18 protein-coding genes and 1 pseudogene are annotated in these 19,463 nt (G+C 42.4%); 14 read left to right on the top strand and 5 right to left on the bottom strand.

Annotation, left to right across the window (positions count from 1 at the left end):
• The first annotated feature begins 205 nt into the window (after positions 1–205).
• The 8 genes and pseudogenes from NTX75_11120 (at position 206) to NTX75_11085 (ending at position 7,466) form a co-directional block, all read left to right on the top strand.
• A pseudogene (locus NTX75_11120) lies at positions 206–865 on the top strand (glycosyltransferase).
• 134 nt (positions 866–999) lie between these two features.
• Positions 1,000–1,842 carry an ABC transporter permease gene (locus tag NTX75_11115; protein MCX5816770.1) on the top strand — a complete coding sequence of 281 codons (843 nt, stop codon included), beginning with the start codon at positions 1,000–1,002 and terminating at the stop codon, positions 1,840–1,842.
• Between the two features lie 7 nt (positions 1,843–1,849).
• Positions 1,850–3,100, top strand: a complete 1,251-nt coding sequence (locus NTX75_11110; GenBank protein MCX5816769.1) for an ATP-binding cassette domain-containing protein — start codon at positions 1,850–1,852, stop codon at positions 3,098–3,100.
• Entirely contained in the window at positions 3,100–3,585 is a 486-nt protein-coding gene (gene mlaD, locus NTX75_11105; GenBank protein MCX5816768.1) for an outer membrane lipid asymmetry maintenance protein MlaD, read from the top strand. Before NTX75_11110 ends, mlaD begins: the two co-directional genes overlap by 1 nt.
• Before the next feature lie 138 nt (positions 3,586–3,723).
• A complete protein-coding gene (locus NTX75_11100) occupies positions 3,724–4,317 on the top strand; it encodes an ABC transporter substrate-binding protein (GenBank protein MCX5816767.1) in 594 nt (197 codons plus the stop codon).
• Positions 4,318–4,328: 11 nt separating this feature from the next.
• Positions 4,329–5,264 (top strand): VacJ family lipoprotein, encoded by a 936-nt coding sequence (locus tag NTX75_11095; GenBank protein MCX5816766.1) that lies wholly within the window; start codon positions 4,329–4,331, stop codon positions 5,262–5,264.
• 14 nt (positions 5,265–5,278) lie between these two features.
• Positions 5,279–6,403, top strand: a complete 1,125-nt coding sequence (locus tag NTX75_11090; protein MCX5816765.1) for a class I SAM-dependent RNA methyltransferase — start codon at positions 5,279–5,281, stop codon at positions 6,401–6,403.
• 268 nt (positions 6,404–6,671) lie between these two features.
• Entirely contained in the window at positions 6,672–7,466 is a 795-nt protein-coding gene (locus tag NTX75_11085; GenBank protein ID MCX5816764.1) for a DUF3147 family protein, read from the top strand.
• Positions 7,467–7,528: 62 nt separating this feature from the next.
• On the opposite strand, the gene NTX75_11080 is transcribed toward NTX75_11085, so the two are convergent.
• Entirely contained in the window at positions 7,529–8,632 is a 1,104-nt protein-coding gene (locus tag NTX75_11080) for a DUF362 domain-containing protein (GenBank protein MCX5816763.1), read from the bottom strand.
• 83 nt (positions 8,633–8,715) lie between these two features.
• Between NTX75_11080 and NTX75_11075 the strand changes: the two genes are divergently transcribed.
• Complete coding sequence (locus NTX75_11075) at positions 8,716–9,894, top strand: acyl-CoA dehydrogenase family protein (protein MCX5816762.1); 1,179 nt, start codon at positions 8,716–8,718, stop codon at positions 9,892–9,894.
• An 8-nt stretch (positions 9,895–9,902) separates the two neighbouring features.
• On the opposite strand, the gene NTX75_11070 is transcribed toward NTX75_11075, so the two are convergent.
• Together NTX75_11070 and mnmA are read right to left on the bottom strand one after the other, a co-directional pair.
• Complete coding sequence (locus NTX75_11070) at positions 9,903–10,259, bottom strand: GYD domain-containing protein (GenBank protein ID MCX5816761.1); 357 nt, start codon at positions 10,257–10,259, stop codon at positions 9,903–9,905.
• Between the two features lie 48 nt (positions 10,260–10,307).
• Positions 10,308–11,372, bottom strand: a complete 1,065-nt coding sequence (mnmA, locus tag NTX75_11065) for a tRNA 2-thiouridine(34) synthase MnmA (GenBank protein ID MCX5816760.1) — start codon at positions 11,370–11,372, stop codon at positions 10,308–10,310.
• A gap of 418 nt (positions 11,373–11,790) precedes the next feature.
• Between mnmA and NTX75_11060 the strand changes: the two genes are divergently transcribed.
• The gene (locus tag NTX75_11060; protein MCX5816759.1) at positions 11,791–13,131 is read left to right on the top strand and encodes a S41 family peptidase; all 1,341 of its coding nucleotides are present in this window, start codon (positions 11,791–11,793) and stop codon (positions 13,129–13,131) included.
• Between the two features lie 27 nt (positions 13,132–13,158).
• On the opposite strand, the gene NTX75_11055 is transcribed toward NTX75_11060, so the two are convergent.
• Both NTX75_11055 and cobA read right to left on the bottom strand, forming a co-directional pair.
• The gene (locus NTX75_11055; GenBank protein ID MCX5816758.1) at positions 13,159–13,545 is read right to left on the bottom strand and encodes a thioesterase family protein; all 387 of its coding nucleotides are present in this window, start codon (positions 13,543–13,545) and stop codon (positions 13,159–13,161) included.
• Between the two features lie 42 nt (positions 13,546–13,587).
• Positions 13,588–15,072: a uroporphyrinogen-III C-methyltransferase gene (cobA, locus tag NTX75_11050; protein MCX5816757.1), complete on the bottom strand. Its 1,485-nt coding sequence runs from the start codon at positions 15,070–15,072 to the stop codon at positions 13,588–13,590.
• Positions 15,073–15,184: 112 nt separating this feature from the next.
• Here cobA and bamA point away from each other — a divergent pair, with 112 nt between their 5' ends.
• The 4 genes from bamA to fabZ are packed head-to-tail and all read left to right on the top strand — an operon-like array spanning position 15,185 to position 19,455.
• The gene (gene bamA, locus NTX75_11045; GenBank protein MCX5816756.1) at positions 15,185–17,449 is read left to right on the top strand and encodes an outer membrane protein assembly factor BamA; all 2,265 of its coding nucleotides are present in this window, start codon (positions 15,185–15,187) and stop codon (positions 17,447–17,449) included.
• An 11-nt stretch (positions 17,450–17,460) separates the two neighbouring features.
• On the top strand, positions 17,461–18,006 hold the full coding sequence (locus tag NTX75_11040) for an OmpH family outer membrane protein (GenBank protein MCX5816755.1): 546 nt from the start codon (positions 17,461–17,463) through the stop codon (positions 18,004–18,006).
• Positions 18,003–19,025, top strand: a complete 1,023-nt coding sequence (lpxD, locus tag NTX75_11035; GenBank protein MCX5816754.1) for a UDP-3-O-(3-hydroxymyristoyl)glucosamine N-acyltransferase — start codon at positions 18,003–18,005, stop codon at positions 19,023–19,025. The genes NTX75_11040 and lpxD overlap by 4 nt, the downstream gene beginning before the upstream one ends.
• Position 19,026: 1 nt before the next feature.
• Positions 19,027–19,455 carry a 3-hydroxyacyl-ACP dehydratase FabZ gene (gene fabZ / locus NTX75_11030; protein MCX5816753.1) on the top strand — a complete coding sequence of 143 codons (429 nt, stop codon included), beginning with the start codon at positions 19,027–19,029 and terminating at the stop codon, positions 19,453–19,455.
• Positions 19,456–19,463: the final 8 nt, after the last annotated feature.

Genomic DNA, 19,463 nt, shown 5'->3' with positions numbered 1-19,463 from the left:
CTCAGTCATTAATCAGGACTACCAAGACAAAGAAATCATTGTTGTTGATGATGGTTCCTCTGACAATTCATATGATGAAATGAATCACCCCGAGGTAAGCTTTGAGGCATCAACAAGAAATTTTGAACAGATTTTCTTTTCTAAGCAAGCTTCGGGGTATGAGATACGAGGGGCAATCAGGGGATTTCCGGTAAGGTATGTCTGGAAGGCAAACGGGGGTATCAGCAGCGCACGTAATTATGGCATTGCAATATCAAAAGGGGAGTATATCTCGTTCCTTGATGTGGATGATCTGTGGCTGAAACGCAAGCTTTCCACACAGATGGAATTGATGAAAAGGGAAAGGTTTTTTATATCATATACAGACGAAATATGGGTACGAAACGGAAAAAGGCTGAATCAGAAATTGAGACACAAGAAATATTCAGGTCATATATTTGAGAGATGTCTGCCCCTGTGCATTATAAGCCCGTCGTCAGTTGTCATAAAAAGAGAAGTTTTTGACAAGGTCGGATTGTTTGATGAATCCATGCCTGTATGTGAGGACTATGATATGTGGTTGAGGATTACAGCGCAATACCCGGTTTTGTTCATCGAAACACCTCTGATTATCAAACAGGGTGGCCACGAGGACCAGCTTTCAAAGAGCGTTGAAGCGATAGACCGGTTCAGGATAGAAAGTCTCGTTAAAATCCTTAAAAGTGGTGTTTTAAGCAGCGACATGAAAACGGCTGCAATAGAGGAATTGAACATGAAATGCAGTATTTTCATAAATGGGGCAAGAAAAAGGGGGAGAACCGAAGAGGTGGATCACGTTCTTGAACTGATCAAAAATGCGGGGCTTCTTGAACCGTCTCCCGGGTAAACAATATTATTATGAGTATACACGATATCTCTGTTGTATCCCTTTGACAGGCCCCAAAAACAGAAAATCAACTTGCATCCATATTCAGTTGAAGTTAGAATACTTCGAGCGTCCTCAGCAGGGTCACCACTTTAATGAGAAAGGAAAAAAGTGAACACGTGAAAGGCACAGGATCACCACAGTGGAACAACCCTTTAGCACTCCTCTTTCCTGCCATCGGTAAAAGGACTATCAGTCTGGTGGGTAATCTTGGCGCAATGGTTGTTTTCTTTTCCTTGGCATTTATCAATATCTTCCGGCGAAAACAATTCCGCGAGATCGTAAACCAGGTATACTATATCGGTGCCACATCGTCCTTAATCGTGATGCTGGTGGGTCTTTTCACGGGTATGGTGCTCGGTTTGCAGCTTTTTCATACTCTGGTAAAGTTCGGCTCTGTAGGGGCGCTCGGATCTGCCGTATCCCTCTCGCTTATCAGGGAAATGGGGCCGGTCCTCACGGCAGTCATGATCACTGCACGTGCCGGTTCCGGGATGGCTGCGGAGATCGGGATCCTTCGTATATCAGAGCAAATCGATGCCCTGTATACCATGCGGATTGATCCTGTGCGGTATCTTATCAGCCCGAGGATCGCCGCATCAATCATCAGTTTTCCCCTGCTCACTGCCTTTTTTGACCTCATCGGGATCATAGGGGGATATATAACCGGTGTTCTCCTGTTGGGGACGAGCGGAGGCACATATTTTTACCGTGTGCAATCTTCCCTCGATATGGTGGATGTCAGGGGTGGGTTTATAAAAGCCCTGGTTTTCGCTGTCATTGTCTCCTGCGTCTGCTGTTTTCAGGGCTATTTCTGCCATATGCGGACCGATGGTTATGGATCAAAGTCGGTAGGCCTTGCCACTATCTCGGCTGTTGTGCTTTCATGTGTAATGATTCTGATTGCTGATTATGTAGTAACGTCATTTCTTATGTAAGGATTTTATGGAGATAACACCTTTAATAGAATTCAGAAACATCACTAAGCGGTTTGGTGAAAAGACCGTGCTCGACAAGGTTAACCTGAAAATCTATGAAAACCAGATTACGACGATCATCGGGAAGAGCGGCACAGGCAAAAGCGTGCTTCTTAAACATATTATCGGACTCCTCAAACCGGATGAGGGCACTATCCTCTTTGAGGGACAACCCATTGATAAAATGAAAAAGCGTGAATGGGAGGAATACAGAAGAGCGATCGCCTATCTGTTTCAGAACAATGCCCTCCTCGACTCGATGACGGTCTTCGACAATGTGGCATTTCCTCTGCGGCAGACGACGAATCTTAGCAAGAAAGAGATTGAAAAACGGGTACTGAAAAGGATCGAAGACTTAGAGCTTACCGAAGCGGTTCATAAGTACCCTTCGGAGCTTTCCGGCGGGATGCAGAAACGGGTGGCCCTGGCACGGGCGCTGGTGACGGACCCGAAGATCGTGCTTTTTGACGAGCCGACCACGGGTCAGGACCCCATCAGGAAAAACATGATTCTGAGTATGATTACCCATTACCGGAGAAAGTTCGGGTTTACCGCCGTTATGATCAGCCACGACATTCCTGATGTCTTTTTTATCTCGGACCGGATTGTCATCCTCTGGGAGGGAACGGTCGGCTTCGAGGGGACTTACGAAGATGCCGTCAACCGGAAACTTCCCCTTATCGATGAATTCCTCCGCAGCCTGGAAGGGTTCGAGGACGAACTTACGGGTCTGCTTTCCCGGGAGGCCTTCAGAGTCCATTATGCGGCTATGCTGGGTGGTACGGCCACGGTAGCAGCCGTTTCAGCGGCGCTTTTCAGCATTCGGCTGAATCTTCTGCATGACGCGTTAGGGCCACAGGCAGCGATGGAAATCCTCAGGACCCTCGGCGAATATACCAACAGGCGGTTTAACCCCATTGGGGGTTTTTCTGCCCGTCACAGCAGGGATGAGATTCTGACGATATTTCCTCACACGAGCATTGACAAGGCACAGAAACTGGTATCTAATTTTGCGCAGGAGCTGAAGCTGAAGGCCTTGGACAGTATTGAGAATATTGCCGCGGAGAAGATAGGCGCTGAAGCATGTTTTGATATCTTCATCCGTGCCGGGGTTGCAGAGGTCTCTCCCACGGATACCATCGATCAGATTATCGAGAATGCCCGGGCAAAACAAGAGATTGTTGCAACACACCGATGCGATTCAGGAGGTAGTGCGTAATGAAAAAGTATTCCATAGAGACGGCTGTGGGTGTTTTTGTGGTGATTGGTCTCGTATGTGTTGGCTATATGACCGTGAAGTTCGGCAAGGTTTCTCTCTTCGGACAAGACACGTACCCGCTTTATGCCCGGTTCGCCTCGGTATCTGCACTGAGAGCCGGCAGCACAGTTGAAATTTACGGGATCGAAGTGGGCAGTGTGACGAGCCTGAGCATAGACGCCGAGAGACAGATGGCGGTCGTTGGAATGGCTATTAAAAAAGAAATGAAGGTCTACGATGATGCGTCAGCCACCATAAAGAGCTCCGGGCTCATCGGGGATAAATATGTAAAAATAGACCCGGGTGGAGCCGGCGAACTTCTGAAGCCGGGCGGCATGATCACGCAAACTTCTGTACCGGCGGACATCGAAGATCTGATAGGCAAGTATGCATTCGGGGACACCAAAAAAGAGCCGGACAAGGCCCCGGAAAAACTGACTAAGTAGGCAATGTCAAATGCAAATACAATGAAGAATTATGAATTAAGAATTTTGAATACTTTTCAGTTGCGCGTTTTACGTTTCCACTTTTACCTTACATTGCCATTCTTCATCACTTTCTTTATAAAGACCAAGGAGGATATTGTGAAAAGATGGTTTGGTAGACTCATGCTTGTGGTGATGTTAATGCTCCCCATTCATACCTTTGCAGGCGTTCCGCTCGAGACCGTAAAAACAAATGTGAACGGCGTACTCGACATACTCGGCGACCCCAAGCTCAAAGGAGAAGCGGGCAAAAAGGTAAAAGAGCAAAGAGTTGAGGCCGCTGCTGACAAGCTTTTCGATTATGTGGAACTCTCCAAGAGGACCCTGGGCCTGAACTGGAACAAATTTACCCCGGAGCAGCGAAAAGAATTCGTTGAGCTTTACAGGACGATACTCAAAAACGCTTACGTCGATAAAATCACAGCTTACACCAATGAGCGGGTAAACTTTACCAGGGAGGTACCTCTTTCTGAAACTACGGTGGAGGTCCAGAGTACAATCGTGTCAAAGGGCGGCGAAACACCCATTTTTTATAGAGTTATGAAAAAGGAAAATAACTGGAAGGTATATGATGTGGTCATCGAAGGGGTGAGTTTGATTAACAACTACCGCACCCAGTTCCGGGAGATACTCGGAAACAACCCGCCGGAGACGCTCCTCGAGACCCTGCGCAAGAAGGTCGGGAAGAAGTGAGGCGGCAGGATATGACACTGTGTTTGAAAAGGATAAACTTTCTCAGACCGACAATAAGCCTGATTCTCCTGCTCTTTCTGTTTCTCGGCTGTCCACCCCTGCACGCAGCCTCTGATAGCCCCGATCCGAATATTAGCGCTGTTATAAATGTTCCGGCGGCAGGGGAACAGTCGGAGGAAGCCGGGTCTGTTCCGGTTACCGCCGCAGAGAAGTCTTCCGATGAATACGGCAATGTGACTGAAGAAGCCGGGTCTGTTCCGGTTACCGCCGCAGAAAAGTCCTCCGATGAATACGGCAATGTGACTGAAGAAGAAGCCGCCGCCGGCGAAGAGCTGCGTATTGCCGATCCTATAGAGCCCTTTAACATGGCTATATATCACTTTAACGATAAAGTCTATTTCTGGGTATGGAAACCCCTTGCCCATGGCTATAAGTATGTTGTGCCGGAAGAAGTCAGGGGTCTCTTCAGCAGCTTCTACGAAAACATCAAGGCGCCTATTCGCATCGTGAACAATTTGCTGCAAGGGAAGCCGCGGTTTGCAGCGATTGAGCTTGCAAAGTTTTTCATCAACTCCACTCTTGGAGTAGGGGGTTTAAGGGATTGCGCAAAAGAGTGTTTCGGGATCAACGGCCGCTATGCGGATTTCGGCCAGACGCTTGGCAAATATGGTGTCGGTTTCGGTTTCTATCTTGTATTGCCTTTCCTCGGTCCTTCCAGTCCACGTGACGGATTTGGATGGCTTGTGGACTGGACGCTAAGGCCCACAACTTACGTCAGTTCGGAATGGTTCAGCCCGGAAAGCGTAGGGCTATACGTCCACGAAAAGGTCAACGACACCTCATTCCATCTGGGTGAATATGAGATGATCAAAGAGGCAGCCATCGACCCTTATGTGGCCATGCGCGACATCTATATCCAGTACCGCACGAAATTGATTGAACGTTAGGAGTTTTTTTGTAAATGTCGAAATATACAATCATTGCCACATCTACTTTTGGTCTTGAATCTGTGGTAGCATACGAACTAAAGTTACTTGGCTATTCCGTTCTTGCTACTGAGAATGGGAAGGTCTCTTTTGAAGGCGATGAAAAGGATATTGCCCGATGTAATGTGTGGCTCAGGGTTGCAGACAGGGTGCTTATTGAAGTTGCCCGATTCAAGGCAACTGATTTTGAAGAGCTTTTCCAGGGGACATTAAAGGTCAGATGGGAGGAGATTGTCCCTCTCAAAGGGAAGATGCACATTACTGGCAAATCAATAAAATCAAAGCTGTTCAGCGTCAAAGATTGTCAGGCAATAGTCAAAAAAGCGGTTGTAGAGGCCATGAAAAGGAAGTACCGGACTTCACATTTTGAAGAGTCAGGACCGGTTTACAAAATAGAGGTAGCCTTATTAAAGGATATTGCAACACTTACAATAGACACAACAGGGGCTGGTCTCCATAAGAGGGGTTACCGGGAAGGCACTGGAGAAGCGCCACTCAGGGAGACGCTTGCGGCAGGACTGGTCATGTTGAGCAGGTGGAATCCTTCTGTTGTGCTTGCAGACCCTTTTTGCGGTTCCGGCACGATCCCCATAGAGGCTGCCATGATAGGAAAAAACATTGCCCCTGGTTTGAAAAGGACCTTTGTTTCCGAGGAGTGGCATCAGATCCCGAAACAGGCCTGGGATGAAGTAAGGAATGATGCATCTGCCCTGGTGAAGGAATCTGATTTTAGAATCCTTGCATCTGACGTTGACGGTTATGTCTTGAAAAAGGCAAGAGCGAATGCACAAAATGCAGGTGTGGAAGATTGCATTGCCTTTCAGAAGCTTCCCGTATCGGAGTTTCGATCCGGCAAAAAGCATGGGTATGTAATCTGCAATCCGCCTTACGGTGAAAGGGTAGGGGACGAGAAAGAGGTAGAAAGCATTTACAGGGTTATGGGTGAAGCCTTCTTACGGCTTGATTCGTGGTCATTTTTTATTCTCACAGCACACACCGGGTTTGAGAGATTCTTCAGTAAAAAGGCCGATAACAATCGTAAACTTTATAATGGCGATATTAAATGCTATTATTATCAATATCGTGGGAGAAAATCCTAAATCCGAGTATCTAAATCCTAACCAAACATATTTGAAATTTATGCTTGCAAATTCCAAACTCCAATATCCAAATTCCAAACAAATTCAAAAGATTAGTGCTTAGAATTTCCTTACCAACTTTTTACGAGTTTATCATTTTTGGTTATTGTAATTTGTAATTTGTTTGTATATTGTAATTTGATTATTGGTTATTGAATATCCTTATTAATTATATTTTTTTGTGCTTATTTGGGATTTGGTGCTTGGAATTTTGAATTTGTTTTAAATTATGGATAACATCTTTTTATTAAAACTTATATTGTCTTTTGTCGTGGGGAGTGTCTGGGTCACATCAGGGACTATTGTTGCTGAACGATATGGCAGCAAAGTGGGTGGACTTGTGGCGGGGCTTCCATCAACCATCCTGCTTGGACTATTTTTTATTGCATGGACACAGTCTACAAAAGTAGCTGCCGAAGCTACAACCGTTGTGCCCATAGTCGGGGGGATAAATTGTCTTTTTATCGTGGCATATATCCTGCTTGTTAGAATCAATTTCTGGCTGGCTTTATCCGGTGCGCTGGCTGTATGGTTTATTCTTTCTTTCTTGCTTGTGATTTTCAAATTTAATAACTTTGTCTTTTCTGTTGTTGGTTATATTGACCTGTTACTGGTTTCCTTTTATTTTGTGGAAAAAAAATTACAGGTTAAATCTGAATCGAGCAGGAAGGTAAAGCTTACCTTTACCCTTATGGTTATACGGGGTCTTATCAGCGGGTTCATTGTTACAATCGCTGTTGTTATGACAAGAATTGGCGGACCTCTTCTGGGCGGTGTATTCACTATGTTTCCTGCAATGTTTCTGGGAACACTGCTTATCACCTATTTTTCCCATGGAGCCGGGTTTTCTTCAGCGGTAATGAAGGCTTCAATCTTTGGTGCGATAAGCGTTGTGATTTATGGGATTGCGGCAAGATATACCTTTGTTCCTCTTGGGCTGTGGGGTGGTACGGGAATTTCAATAATAATCTCCTTTAGCAGTGCCTTCCTTACTCATATCCTGCTTACAAAAAAAATGACGTGAGTTAATATTTTATTCGGTAAATAAAAAATAAAATTACCTGACATTACAATCAATTACTAAGCTTAAATCTTCACCAGTATATATTTTCGTTCCCCCAGTCCTAACTTTTCCGCATGGTCAAGCTGTATATTCCAGTCTATTGTGGGGTAGATTGCCCTCCATTTGTCATCCCCTTTCTTGAGGGGTTTTTTTATTGCTGTATTAGGAATAGATTTTTCATTGTTCACGAGATCGCATGACGCTGTATCTATAGCCACGGGGTCTGTTGATGCAAGTATACCAATGTCTCTTACGATGGGGGCATCACTATTGGGATAACAGTCACAGGCAGGGCTTACCTGCATGACAAAATTAATATAGATAGCCTTTTTCTCTTTTCCCTTTAAGGCGCCGCAGGCATATTCCACCATCTTTTTCTGGAAAATATCCGGTGATTCATTCCATTGGATCTCAATGGCATGGAAAGGGCAGATAATGATACATTCACCGCAGCCGATGCATTTTTCTGGATTGATGAAAGACTTTTTTGATGACATTGAAATTGCCTCTGCAGGGCAATATTCAAGGCAGGTCTTGCAACCTTTACAGGTATTAACGTTGATTTTTGGTGCAACGTTGCTGTGCTGGACAAGTTTCCCCTCGCGTGTGGCACAGCCCATCCCCATGTTTTTTATTGAGCCTCCGAAACCTGACAGCTCATGGGCCTTGAAATGGGTGACCACAACCATAGCGTCTGCCTCGACAATTTCCCTGGCGATACTAACTTCTTTAAGGATTTCTCCATTTATTGAAACCTTTTCACCGCTTGCCCCGCGAAGCCCATCGGCTATGATGATCGGACAATCAACGCAGGCATAGTCAAAACCATTGTGTATTGCAGTTGTGATGTGGTTGATAGCATCGCTTCTTGACCCTGTGTAGAGGGTGTTTGTATCCGTAAGAAAAGGTTTCCCGCCTGCACTTTTTACCTTCTCGACGATAGTCCTCAGGAAGACCGGTCTCAGGTATGAGGTATTGCCCTGTTCACCAAAATGTATTTTTATAGCAACAATATCATTTTTCTTTACTTTCTCGTTTACCTTTGTTCTGTTTAGTAAATCCTCAATCTTATTCAACAGGTTTCTTTTCGGATTTGTCCTTAAATCTGTAAAAAATACCTTAGACATGGTGTCTCCTTATTTGTATTTAATTTATAGGAAAATTATGTTAGAAGTAATGCGATTTTGTCAACTAAAAGGAGGTTGTCTGGATGCTGAATCTTTCTGAAAAGCATGGCATGATTCGAATGATTGCTGAAAAGATAGCAAATGAAAAGGTTGCCCCAAGGGCAAAAGAAATAGATGCAACAGGCGCATTTCCATGGGATCTTGTGGATATATATAAAAAACAGGGCTTTTTGTATCTCATGCTCCCGGAACGTTTTGGAGGGCTTGACGGAGATATTACTTCTCTCTGCCTCGTTATTGAGGAACTTGCAAAGGTATCCGGTGCATCATCACTTATACCGCTTGCCCACAACGTTGGCTTGATGCCCATTATGGTTTCAGCAAACGAAGAGCAGAAGGAGTACATATACAGCAAGATTACAGAACCGGATAAACCATACCTTGTTGCCTTTGCTTTGTCTGAATCTGACGCCGGCTCTGATGCATCCCACATGAGAACGAGCGTAACAAAAGACGGCCATTATTATTATTTAAATGGTAAAAAATGTATGATAACGAATGGAGCTAATGCCCAGATATACACAGTTTTTGTCAACTCAAACCCGAAATTGAGGACACAAGGTATCTCCGCGTTTTATGTTGAGAGAGATTATCCCGGTGTCACCATAGGAAAGAGTGAAGAGAAAATGGGTATGATTGGTTCCGACATTACTGAACTGATATTTGACAACGTAAGGCTCACAAAGGACAATCTGCTTGGCAAAGAAGGAGACGGCTGGGATATTGCCATGTCAACATTAAATCTTTCAAGACCGGCCGTAGGCGCACAGGCAGTAGGAATAGCCCAGGGTGCCCTCGATTATGCAGTAGAATATGCCTGGAAGAGGGTACAATTTGGACAGAAACTGGCAGATTTCGAAGGTATTCAATTCATGGTTGCTGATATGGCCACTCAGGTTGAGGCTGCGCGGGCGCTTGTCTACGATGCGGCTCATCTGCTTGATATGAAGGTCTATGAAAGGGACAAAATGAGCGCCATCGGTGTGGATAAACTATCGGCCATGGCGAAGGTTTATTCATCGGATGTGGCCATGAAGGTCACTACCGATGCAGTGCAGATTCTTGGAGGATGTGGCTATACGAAAGAATATCCCGTGGAAAGAATGATGAGGGATGCAAAGGCGACCCAGATTTATGAAGGTACAAACCAGATCCAGAGAATTGTCATAGCAAGAGATATTTTCAGAAAATTTATGGGCTAATCCCTGAGCTATCCGAACATTTTATCTTCATATTCCTTAGGAATTTCGGGCTGCTTTGAGTAAGTGGGAGGTATATACGGTCCTTCCATCTTTTCTATGAATTCGAAGATAGGAATAGCCGGCATGGTTACGATTTGAACTGTTCCTCTCGAACCAAGCTCGATAGATACCCTTGCTATGGTTTCATTATTTGGCGCTTCGAGGATATTTATAAAATCATAAAAGCCAAGAGTTGCATACTGCACAAGAACTTTGGCGCCCATATTTTCAATTTCTTTATCAACTTCTTTAATGCGTTCCGCATGATTTTTAATCGTTGCTCTACCTTCGTTCGTTAACTTACTGAACATTATGTATATCGGCATCGCTTTTCCCTCCTTTTTCTCATTAATTATACCATCAGCTCTCTGTTGTCAACAGGTTTCTCTGATACTGTTATTTATTATTCCTCCACCTACGACTGTATCCCCATCGTAGAGTACAACCGATTGTCCGGGCGTGATAGAATAGACAGGGTTTGTGAATTCTACTTCGAGCGAATCCCCTGAAACACTGTATGTACAGGGTTCTTCTTTTTGCCTGTATCGGATTTTGCCTGTGATTTGGCTTGTCGTTTTTTGTAAAATATTGATATTGTTGGCAAGGAGCCTTTTTCTTTTAAGAGATTCTTTGGGCCCTGCAATAATGGTGTTTTCCTCAACCAATATGTCAACCACATACAGAGGTTCTTTGTAAGGAATTTTTAATCCTCTCCTTTGGCCGATTGTGTAAAGATGAATGCCATCGTGATGTCCTAACAACTTGCCTTCAACGGAATAAACCGGCCCTTTATGCAGACCGACTAAACCGGACATGAACTCCCTGTAATCACTCCCCGGAATGAAACAGATATCCTGGCTTTCTTTTACTTTTTGATACTCCCACTTTATTTCATACATTCTTTCTTTAAGGCTGGCCTTTGTTTGTAAGCCGAGAGGGAAGAGGATGTATTTCAAGGACTCTTTTGCAATGGGATACAGGAAGTAAGACTGGTCTTTAGCGGTATCGAACCCTTTTTGTATAATGAATCCCCCGGTTGTTTCTTTAATGTTCGCATAATGGCCTGTTGCCACCTTATCTGCCCCTATGGATAGGGCCATTTTCAGGAAGGCAGAGAATTTAATGTATCGGTTACAGAGGATACACGGGTTAGGTGTTCTCCCCGACTTATATTCATGTATAAAATTTTCTATCACATGTTCTTCGAATTCTCTTCTTAAATTAATCACATAGTGGGGTATGGATAAATTATCGGCAATCTTTTTAGCCCTGTTGATGGTTTCGCTCGAGCAGCAAGCTTTAGGGTTTCTTACGCTTTTCATGGATTCCGGCAGGAGTTGAAAGGTAACTCCCACGACTTTGTAACCTTTCTGTTTTAAAAGGTACGCAGCGAATGAGCTGTCCAGACCGCCACTCATAGCAACAAAAACAGTTTCCATAAGGTAAAGAATAACATAAATTATTCGCTATTAGCGACAACCTATTGCAGGGGCTTGCGTCGCCCCCTCCACACGACCCGCAAGCGGGTGCCCCGGCCCGCGGAGCCTCCCCCTCTCGCTCGCGGTGCTCGCTGGGTAGATGCCACTCACTTACATTCGCGGTACTTCTTACCCACCAAAGACGCAAGGTATGAGGATCACGCTTTCAAGCGTGGGTGAATGCATTATTATTCACGCAACGCGTGTATATATCAGTGCCACGTGCTTGCCCGTGGGAATCTACTATCTTTTGTAGCGCCTCGAAGCTTATAAAATATTTTTGATAACTAACGGCTAAACACTATAAGCTAATTGCTATTTGCTAAATCATTGAAAATTTAAAAGGATTGTAGTATTATCACGTCAGGAGGATGTGTATATGAGTAAAAAGCTGAAGCTGTCTTTAAGCATGTTTTTCGTCATTGTTTTTATCCTTGGTTTTCTTATGGGTGCCCAGGGAAAAAGAGTATATCCAAGCAATGACAACAAGGAGATCTATGAATATTTGAAAACATTCTCTGATGTTATAGACCTTGTTAAGAAAAATTATGTTGATGAAGTGAAGGATAAAGAAATTGTCTATTCTGCCATCAAGGGTATCCTTGAATCTCTTGACCCTCATTCATCATTTTTGACGCCCGATATGTATAAGGATATGCAGACAGAAACGAAGGGCGAATTTGGTGGTATAGGCATTGAGATTACCGTAAAAGATGGTTTTCCCGTAGTGATTACGCCAATAGAAGATACGCCTGCATACAAGGCTGGTGTCAAAACAGGGGATCACATTGTGAGGATTGATGGAAAACCTACAAAGAATATGAATCTTATTGATATTGTAAAAATGATACGGGGGACCAAAGGTAAACCCGTTGCATTAACGATAATGAGAGAAGGATTTACAACTCCTCAGGAATTTAAAGTAGTGAGGGACGTTATTGTTGTCAAAAGCGTCAAGTATAGAATGATTGAAGATAATTATGGGTATATTCGAATAGTGCAATTCCAGGAAAAGACATCAAAGGATTTTGATAATGCCATGAAAGAGTTAGAACAGAGTAACAAGGAAAAACCATTAAAGGGTGTTATTCTTGATATGAGAAATAACCCTGGTGGACTCCTTGAGCAGGCTGTTGAAATATCGGATAAATTCCTCACAGATGGTTTAATTGTGTCCATTGATGGCAAGAAGAAAGAGGACAGTAATATGAAGTTTTATGCACATAAAAAAAGTGATTATGTTGGTCCTCTTGTAGTGCTTGTCAATGAAGGAAGCGCAAGCGCATCGGAGATTGTTGCCGGTGCTTTGCAGGATTATAAGAGGGCTATTATTGTAGGCGCAAAGACCTTTGGTAAGGGCTCAGTTCAGACTATTTTTCCGCTCGGAGACGGTTCTGCTGTAAGATTAACTACGGCGAAATATTATACACCAAAGGGCCGTTCGATCCAGGCAGAGGGTATTTCACCGGATATTGCCGTTGATAGTAACATTGTGCGGGGCAAAGAAAAAGGAATGGTTCTGAAGGAAAAAGACCTTAATAAACATATTGAAACTGATAAACCGGAAAAACCCGACAAACAAGGAAAAACTGAAAAACAAATAAAGACATTAGATAATTCTAAAGATAATTCTAATAACAAAAATACCGCAGATGATGATTTTCAACTTGCCATGGGTCTCCAGATACTGAAAAGCTGGGAAGCGCTGCGGGGGAAATAATTGCAATTTAGAATTGTGAATTTAGAATTAAGAATTTTTTAATAGTTTATTTTTAAATTCATCTGGAATTCGTTTGGGTTTGCCGGCCATGTTTATGCAGACCATTTTGGTTTCGCCCTTTGTGGTGGGTTTTCCTTCTTTGAACACTGTATGTGAGAGAATAAAGTAGGAATTCTTTATCTCTGTCACAGATGTAGCGACTTGAATAATATCTCCGTATTTTAATTTTTCGAGCAGGTCCATAGTTACAGTTCTGACTATAATATATGTGTCCTGTTTTTCCCATTCAGGGATAGAAATACCGATTGACAGCAGGTATTCAAACCAGGATTTTTCGAAAAATTTGAGATAATTAGCAAAATAGACCACACCGCCGGCATCTGTGTCCTGGTAGTATATGCGTGTTGAGTACATGAACATCTCCTTCAGCTATCAGCTAATTGCCATCCAGCATCATCATTTTTTAAAGTAAGATTCTATGGCTTCAACCAAACCATTTATATCATACCGCTCAGCCTCTATATGAACATCAACAGTGTGGTTTTTTAATGTCTCTGTTGTGATGGGGCCTATTGAGGCGATTAAAGTATTCTGTAAGACATTCTTTCCGTATAGCTTGATAAAGTTGTTTACTGTCGAGGAACTTGTGAATGTTACGATGTCAGGTTTTTTTGTAAGTAAGGCAGGGGATTTCGGTAAAGCAGTCTTGTATATGGGGATTACATCGCACAGTCCTCCCTGGTTTCTGATATATTCGACAATCACATCCCTTGCCTCTTCTGCCCGTGGATGAAGAAACTGCTTGTCCTTAATTTCCATGCCTTTAAGCACGTCTATGATTCCTTCCGAAATGAATTTTTCCGGAAGAAAGTCAGGAACAATGCCTTTAGATTTCAGAAGAGAGGCGGTAGCTTCCCCGATAGGCAGGATCTTTATGCCATGTAAAGCCCTTATATCCTTGCCACATCTAAAAAGGTTATCAAAAAATACAGAGATACCATTAACACTGGTAAATATAATACAGCAATACTTCTCAATGAAATGTATCGATTCCACGAGGGGTTCATTCGGTTCTATAGGTATGATCTCTATAGTTGGTAAATACATTACTTGTGCGCCTTTTTCAGTGAGAAGTCCCCCAAGTTTTATTGATTGGTGCGGCGCCCTTGTTACTGCTATTTTTCTTCCAAAAAGGGGTTTGTTTTCAAACCACTTCAGTTTTTTTCTCAGATTTACTACTTCACCAACAATAATTATTCCCGGTGGTTTTATCCGTTCTTTTTCGGCAAGTGTGTCTATTTTATGTAGTGGCCCTGTAACAACTTTCTGCTCGGGCAGGGTACCCCATTGAATGATGCACGAAGGAGTCTGAGGATTTCTACCTCCATTTATCAATTTTTCCTTAATTTCTTTCAGGTTCTTTATGCCCATAAGCAATACGAGTGTATCCGGCCCTTTGGCAAGCTCATCCCATTTGATTGTGGATTGTCCCTTTTTATCATCTTCGTGTCCTGTAATAAAGGCGACTGTGGATGCATAATCTCTGTGGGTAAGGGGAATACCTGAATAGGCTGGTGCAGATATGGCAGATGTGACGCCGGGGACGATTTCAAAATCTATCCCGTGTTCATATAAAAACTCAGCCTCTTCCCCGCCTCTTCCAAAAATAAAAGGATCGCCGCCCTTTAATCTCACTATAATTCCCCTTTTTTTTGCCTTCTCGACTAACAGACTATTAATGTCGTATTGAGGCAATTCATGTTGAGATGCCTGTTTCCCAACGTATATAAGCTCAGCTTCACTTCTGGAATAGCTTAAAAGATCTTTATTGACCAGATAATCATAAATAATGACGTCTGCTTTTTGAATGAGTTCAAAGCCTCTTAATGTAATAAGCCTTAAATCTCCTGGTCCTGCTCCTACAAGATATACTTTGCACATACAGGTGAAATTATACGTTGGAACGCACGTATATTCAAATTATTTGTTTAAAGAGCTGTCTGACTTTTTACCTTTACAATAAGGCATTTTTCTGTTAATTTTGCTATTCTTAATGAGGACTTTCAAGACAATTATTGTCATTTTTTTAGTGGTTTTCTGCGCGTTTCCGGGTATTATCCGGGCCGATGAGCCAAATAAAATTGCAAAGATCAACGTGACGGGAAACGAAAGGATCGACACAGGTTTTATAATGAACAACATAAAAATCAAGGAAAACGAACCATACAGCCTTGATAAAATCCAGGACGACATGAAAAATATCTATAAAACTGGTTTTTTTAGCGATGTCCAGATAGACGTTCAGGATACCGATAAAGGGAAAACCGTAACTTTTGTGGTTATTGAAAGACCACCAATCAAAAATATCTTATTGTCAGGCAATAAAAAACTCAAAACAACCGAAATCACTGAAAAACTTAAAATCAAAACCAACACCGTACTTAATATTGAAAAGATAAAAGAAAGCATGGATGAAATCAGAAAGTTTTATTCAAGCAAAGGTTATTATGCAACAAAGGTTAATTACGAAATTGATTATGAGGAAGGCTACGAGGCAAGCGTAAAGTTTTTAATTGATGAACCCGAGAAGGCATATGTTACAAAAATTGCTTTTACGGGGAATAAGACATTTAAAGACAGTAAGTTGAAAGATTTTATGAGAACAAGAAAGAAAGACATGTTTTATTGGTTTGATGGTTCCGGTATTCTCGATGAAGAGGCGCTTGATGATGACAGGAAAAACATCGAAGCCTTTTATAACGACAACGGTTATGTGAGGGTAAAGGTAGGTGTTCCTGACGTTAAAATTTCTCAGGATGGGAAAACGATGAGCCTTACATTACCCGTTGAGGAGGGAAATCTATACAAAGTAGGCTCAGTAGATTTTTCCGGGGATATTTTATTCGATAAAGAGGTAATGAATAAAGAGTTAAGAAGTAAAACTGATAATACCTTCAGGTCCACCATGTTTCAACGGGATGTTATGAGGCTTAACGATTTTTACCAGGATAAAGGCTATGCCTTCTGCGAAATCTCCCCCCTCACTTTAATAGATGATGAAACACAAAAAGTAAATATTACTTTTGATATAAAGAAAAACGAAGAGATATTTATCAACAGAATCAATATATTGGGAAATACGAAGACAAGAGACAAGGTGGTGCGAAGGGAGTTGAGAATTGTAGAGGGTGAAAGGTTTTCTGCAACAAACCTTAAAAAAAGTCAGAAGCGCCTGAGAAACACCACATTTTTTAAAAATGCCGATTTCAAGATTATAAAAACAGATGAGCCGGACAAGATCAATACGGATATTACTGTTGAAGAAAAACCTACAGGTTCTTTGAGTGCCGGGGTTGGCTACAGTTCGTATGATAAGCTCATTCTGTCTGGAAGTATATCTCAAGAAAACTTCCTGGGCACAGGAAGAAAACTTTATCTTACGGCTTCTTTGGGCGCTATTACGCAGCAATATAATTTTTCGTATTTAGAACCTTATATTTTTGATTTAAACATGCATGCGGGGTTAAGCGTATTCAATTTTGGAAGAATTATGGATACATATACTTATAATAAATGGGGCGGAAGTGTATCCCTTATAAAGCCCCTGACTGATGATGTAAAAGGAAGCGTCAGGTACAGGTATGAGACCACCAGTGTAACAAATATCGATGCTTCAGCAAGCACTTATATACAGGATCAGGCAGGCACATTGTCAACAAGCAGTGTAACTTTTTCCCTTGGAGAGAACACCATTGATGATATAATGAACCCTCACATAGGAATAAATACAGAAACATCCTTTGAGCTTGCAGGTGGCCCATTCGCCGGCGATAACTCTTTCTATAGGGTCATAGCTTTTTATGGGAGATATATTCCTGCTGGTTTCTGGGATAGCACGTTTTTTATAAGAGGTACCGCTGGAACGATACAAGGGTATGGAGGAAAAGAAGTGCCTGTTTATGAAAAATTTTATGTAGGCGGGTTGCAAACGGTAAGGGGTTTTAAATACGGCGAAGCAGGTCCACTGGATAATACCGGAGAAGTTATCGGAGGCAAGAATCAATTGTTTTTTAATTGTGAGTGGATTTTCCCCATTTATAAACCTGCCGGGTTTAAAGGTGTGCTGTTTTTCGATGCGGGACATGCCTTTGACGATTCAAACGGTTGGCTGCTGAACGGTGTCCGGACCTCAGCAGGGTTTGGTATAAGATGGTTTTCTCCTATGGGTCCAATTCGTCTTGAACTTGGGTTTAATCTTAATCCAAGACAGGATGAGCGAGGAAGCGTTTTTGATTTTGCTATGGGTACACAATATTAAAAGGAGGCAGTATGAAGAATTTTATTTTTATTGTCCTGGTTGCTCTTTCTACTCTATTTACTTTGACATTCCCGGTTAATGCTCAGAATTTAAACATCGCTTACGTTGATCTTCAGAGGGTTATGCTTGAATCTGACAAAGGCAAGGAAGCAAAAAATTCACTGACAGGCGAAGCCGAGAGATTAAAGAAGCTGTTGGACGGCAAACAGGAAGAGTTACAAAAAATGAAGGATGTAATAGAGCGACAGAGCGCCACAATTACCCCGGATGCAAGGGCTGGAAAAGAAAAAGATTTTCAGAATAAACAGAAAGATTATCAGAGATTAGCCAATGATTACCAGACTGAGTTGCAGCAAAAAGATGGAGAGTTTACTCAGAGAATATTAAAAGATGTTGAACAGGTAATCAAAACCATAGGAGAAAAAGATAAGCACACCCTTATTCTCGAAAAAAGTCAGGCAGGCATACTCTTTGCAAGTCCTTCAATTGATATAACGAATAAAGTCATTGCCCAATATAATGATTTTGCGAAAAAGAAGCCAGCTCCTAAAAAATGATTACATTAAAAGATATTGCTGAAAAAATAGGGGGCCGTTTAACAGGCGATGGGAATATCGCCATAACGCGTATTTCAGGCATGATTGAAGCGCAGGAAGGCGATATAACCTTTCTTTCCCAGAAAAGTTTCAGGAAACACATAAAAGACACAAAAGCATCGGCCATCATTGTCGGTGAGGATATAAATCCTGATGATTATTCCGATAAAAACCTTATCATTGCGAAAAATCCTGGGCTTGCATATGCCAGGGCAGCACAGATTTTTCATAAAGGATATCCCGAAGCGAAGGGAATAAACCCCTTAGCCTCTGTTTCAAAGGGTGCAGAAGTATCAGAGACAGCAAGTGTCTACCCGTATGTGTATATCGGCGAAGGGGCAGTAGTCCAAAGCAATGCCATTCTCTATCCGTTTGTTCATATAGGTGAAAATGCAGTAATCGGAGAGGGTACGATCATGTATCCTCATGTTACGGTATACGATGGGGTGATAATAGGGAAAAATGTAATTATTCACAGTGGTGCAGTTTTGGGAAGTGATGGGTTTGGTTATGTATGGGATGGATCGAGACATGTGAAAATTCCCCAACTCGGAATTGTGGAAATAGAGGATGAGGTGGAGATTGGAGCGAACGTAACGATTGACAGGGCTTCTCTTGGAAGAACTATCATTAAAAAAGGCACAAAAATTGATAACCTTGTTCAGATTGCACATAATGTGTCCATTGGTGAGAATTCTATCATTGTGGCTCTGGTGGGAATTGCGGGAAGCTCCTCTGTAGGTAACAATGTGGTTCTTGCGGGGCGGGTTGGCGTGAAGGATCACGTAAGCATCGGGAATAATGTGATGGCAGCAGGAGGAACGGGGATCACAAAGGATGTCCCTGATAATTCTCTCATCTCAGGTACGCCCCATATGCCGCATAAGGAATGGTTAAAGCTTCAAGGCTATCTTAAGAACCTGCCAAAATTGTATGAGAGGATGAAAAAAATAGAAAAAAGACTCAATCTGGAGGCTTGAGATGATTGATATTAATGAAATAATGCAACTTATGCCTCATAGTTATCCCTTTCTCCTTGTAGACAGGATTCTTGAATTCGAACCTGCTAAAAGAATTGTTGGTATAAAAAATGTGACTTTTAATGAGCCTTATTTCACAGGTCATTTTCCGCAAAGACCAATTATGCCCGGGGTACTCATTATTGAAGCCCTGGCTCAAACAGGCGGGGTTCTTGCATTTAAAAGCTTTCCGGAGAAAAAAGGCCTGGTATTTTTTACAGGCATTGATGATGCACGTTTCAGAAAACCTGTGATTCCCGGGGACCAGATAAAACTTGTTTTAGAGGTCATAAAACACAGAAGAGAAATATGGGTTTTTGAGGGTAAAGCCTATGTTGACAATGAAGTTGTTGCTGAAGCGAGAATTATGGCAATGTTAAAACAGGAATAAGGAGAATA

The organism is Pseudomonadota bacterium, assembly GCA_026388315.1.
Classification (GTDB): domain Bacteria; phylum Desulfobacterota; class Syntrophorhabdia; order Syntrophorhabdales; family Syntrophorhabdaceae; genus MWEV01.
The sequence above is the reverse complement of the archived record's forward strand: the minus strand, read 5'-3'. Positions and strand labels throughout refer to the sequence as shown.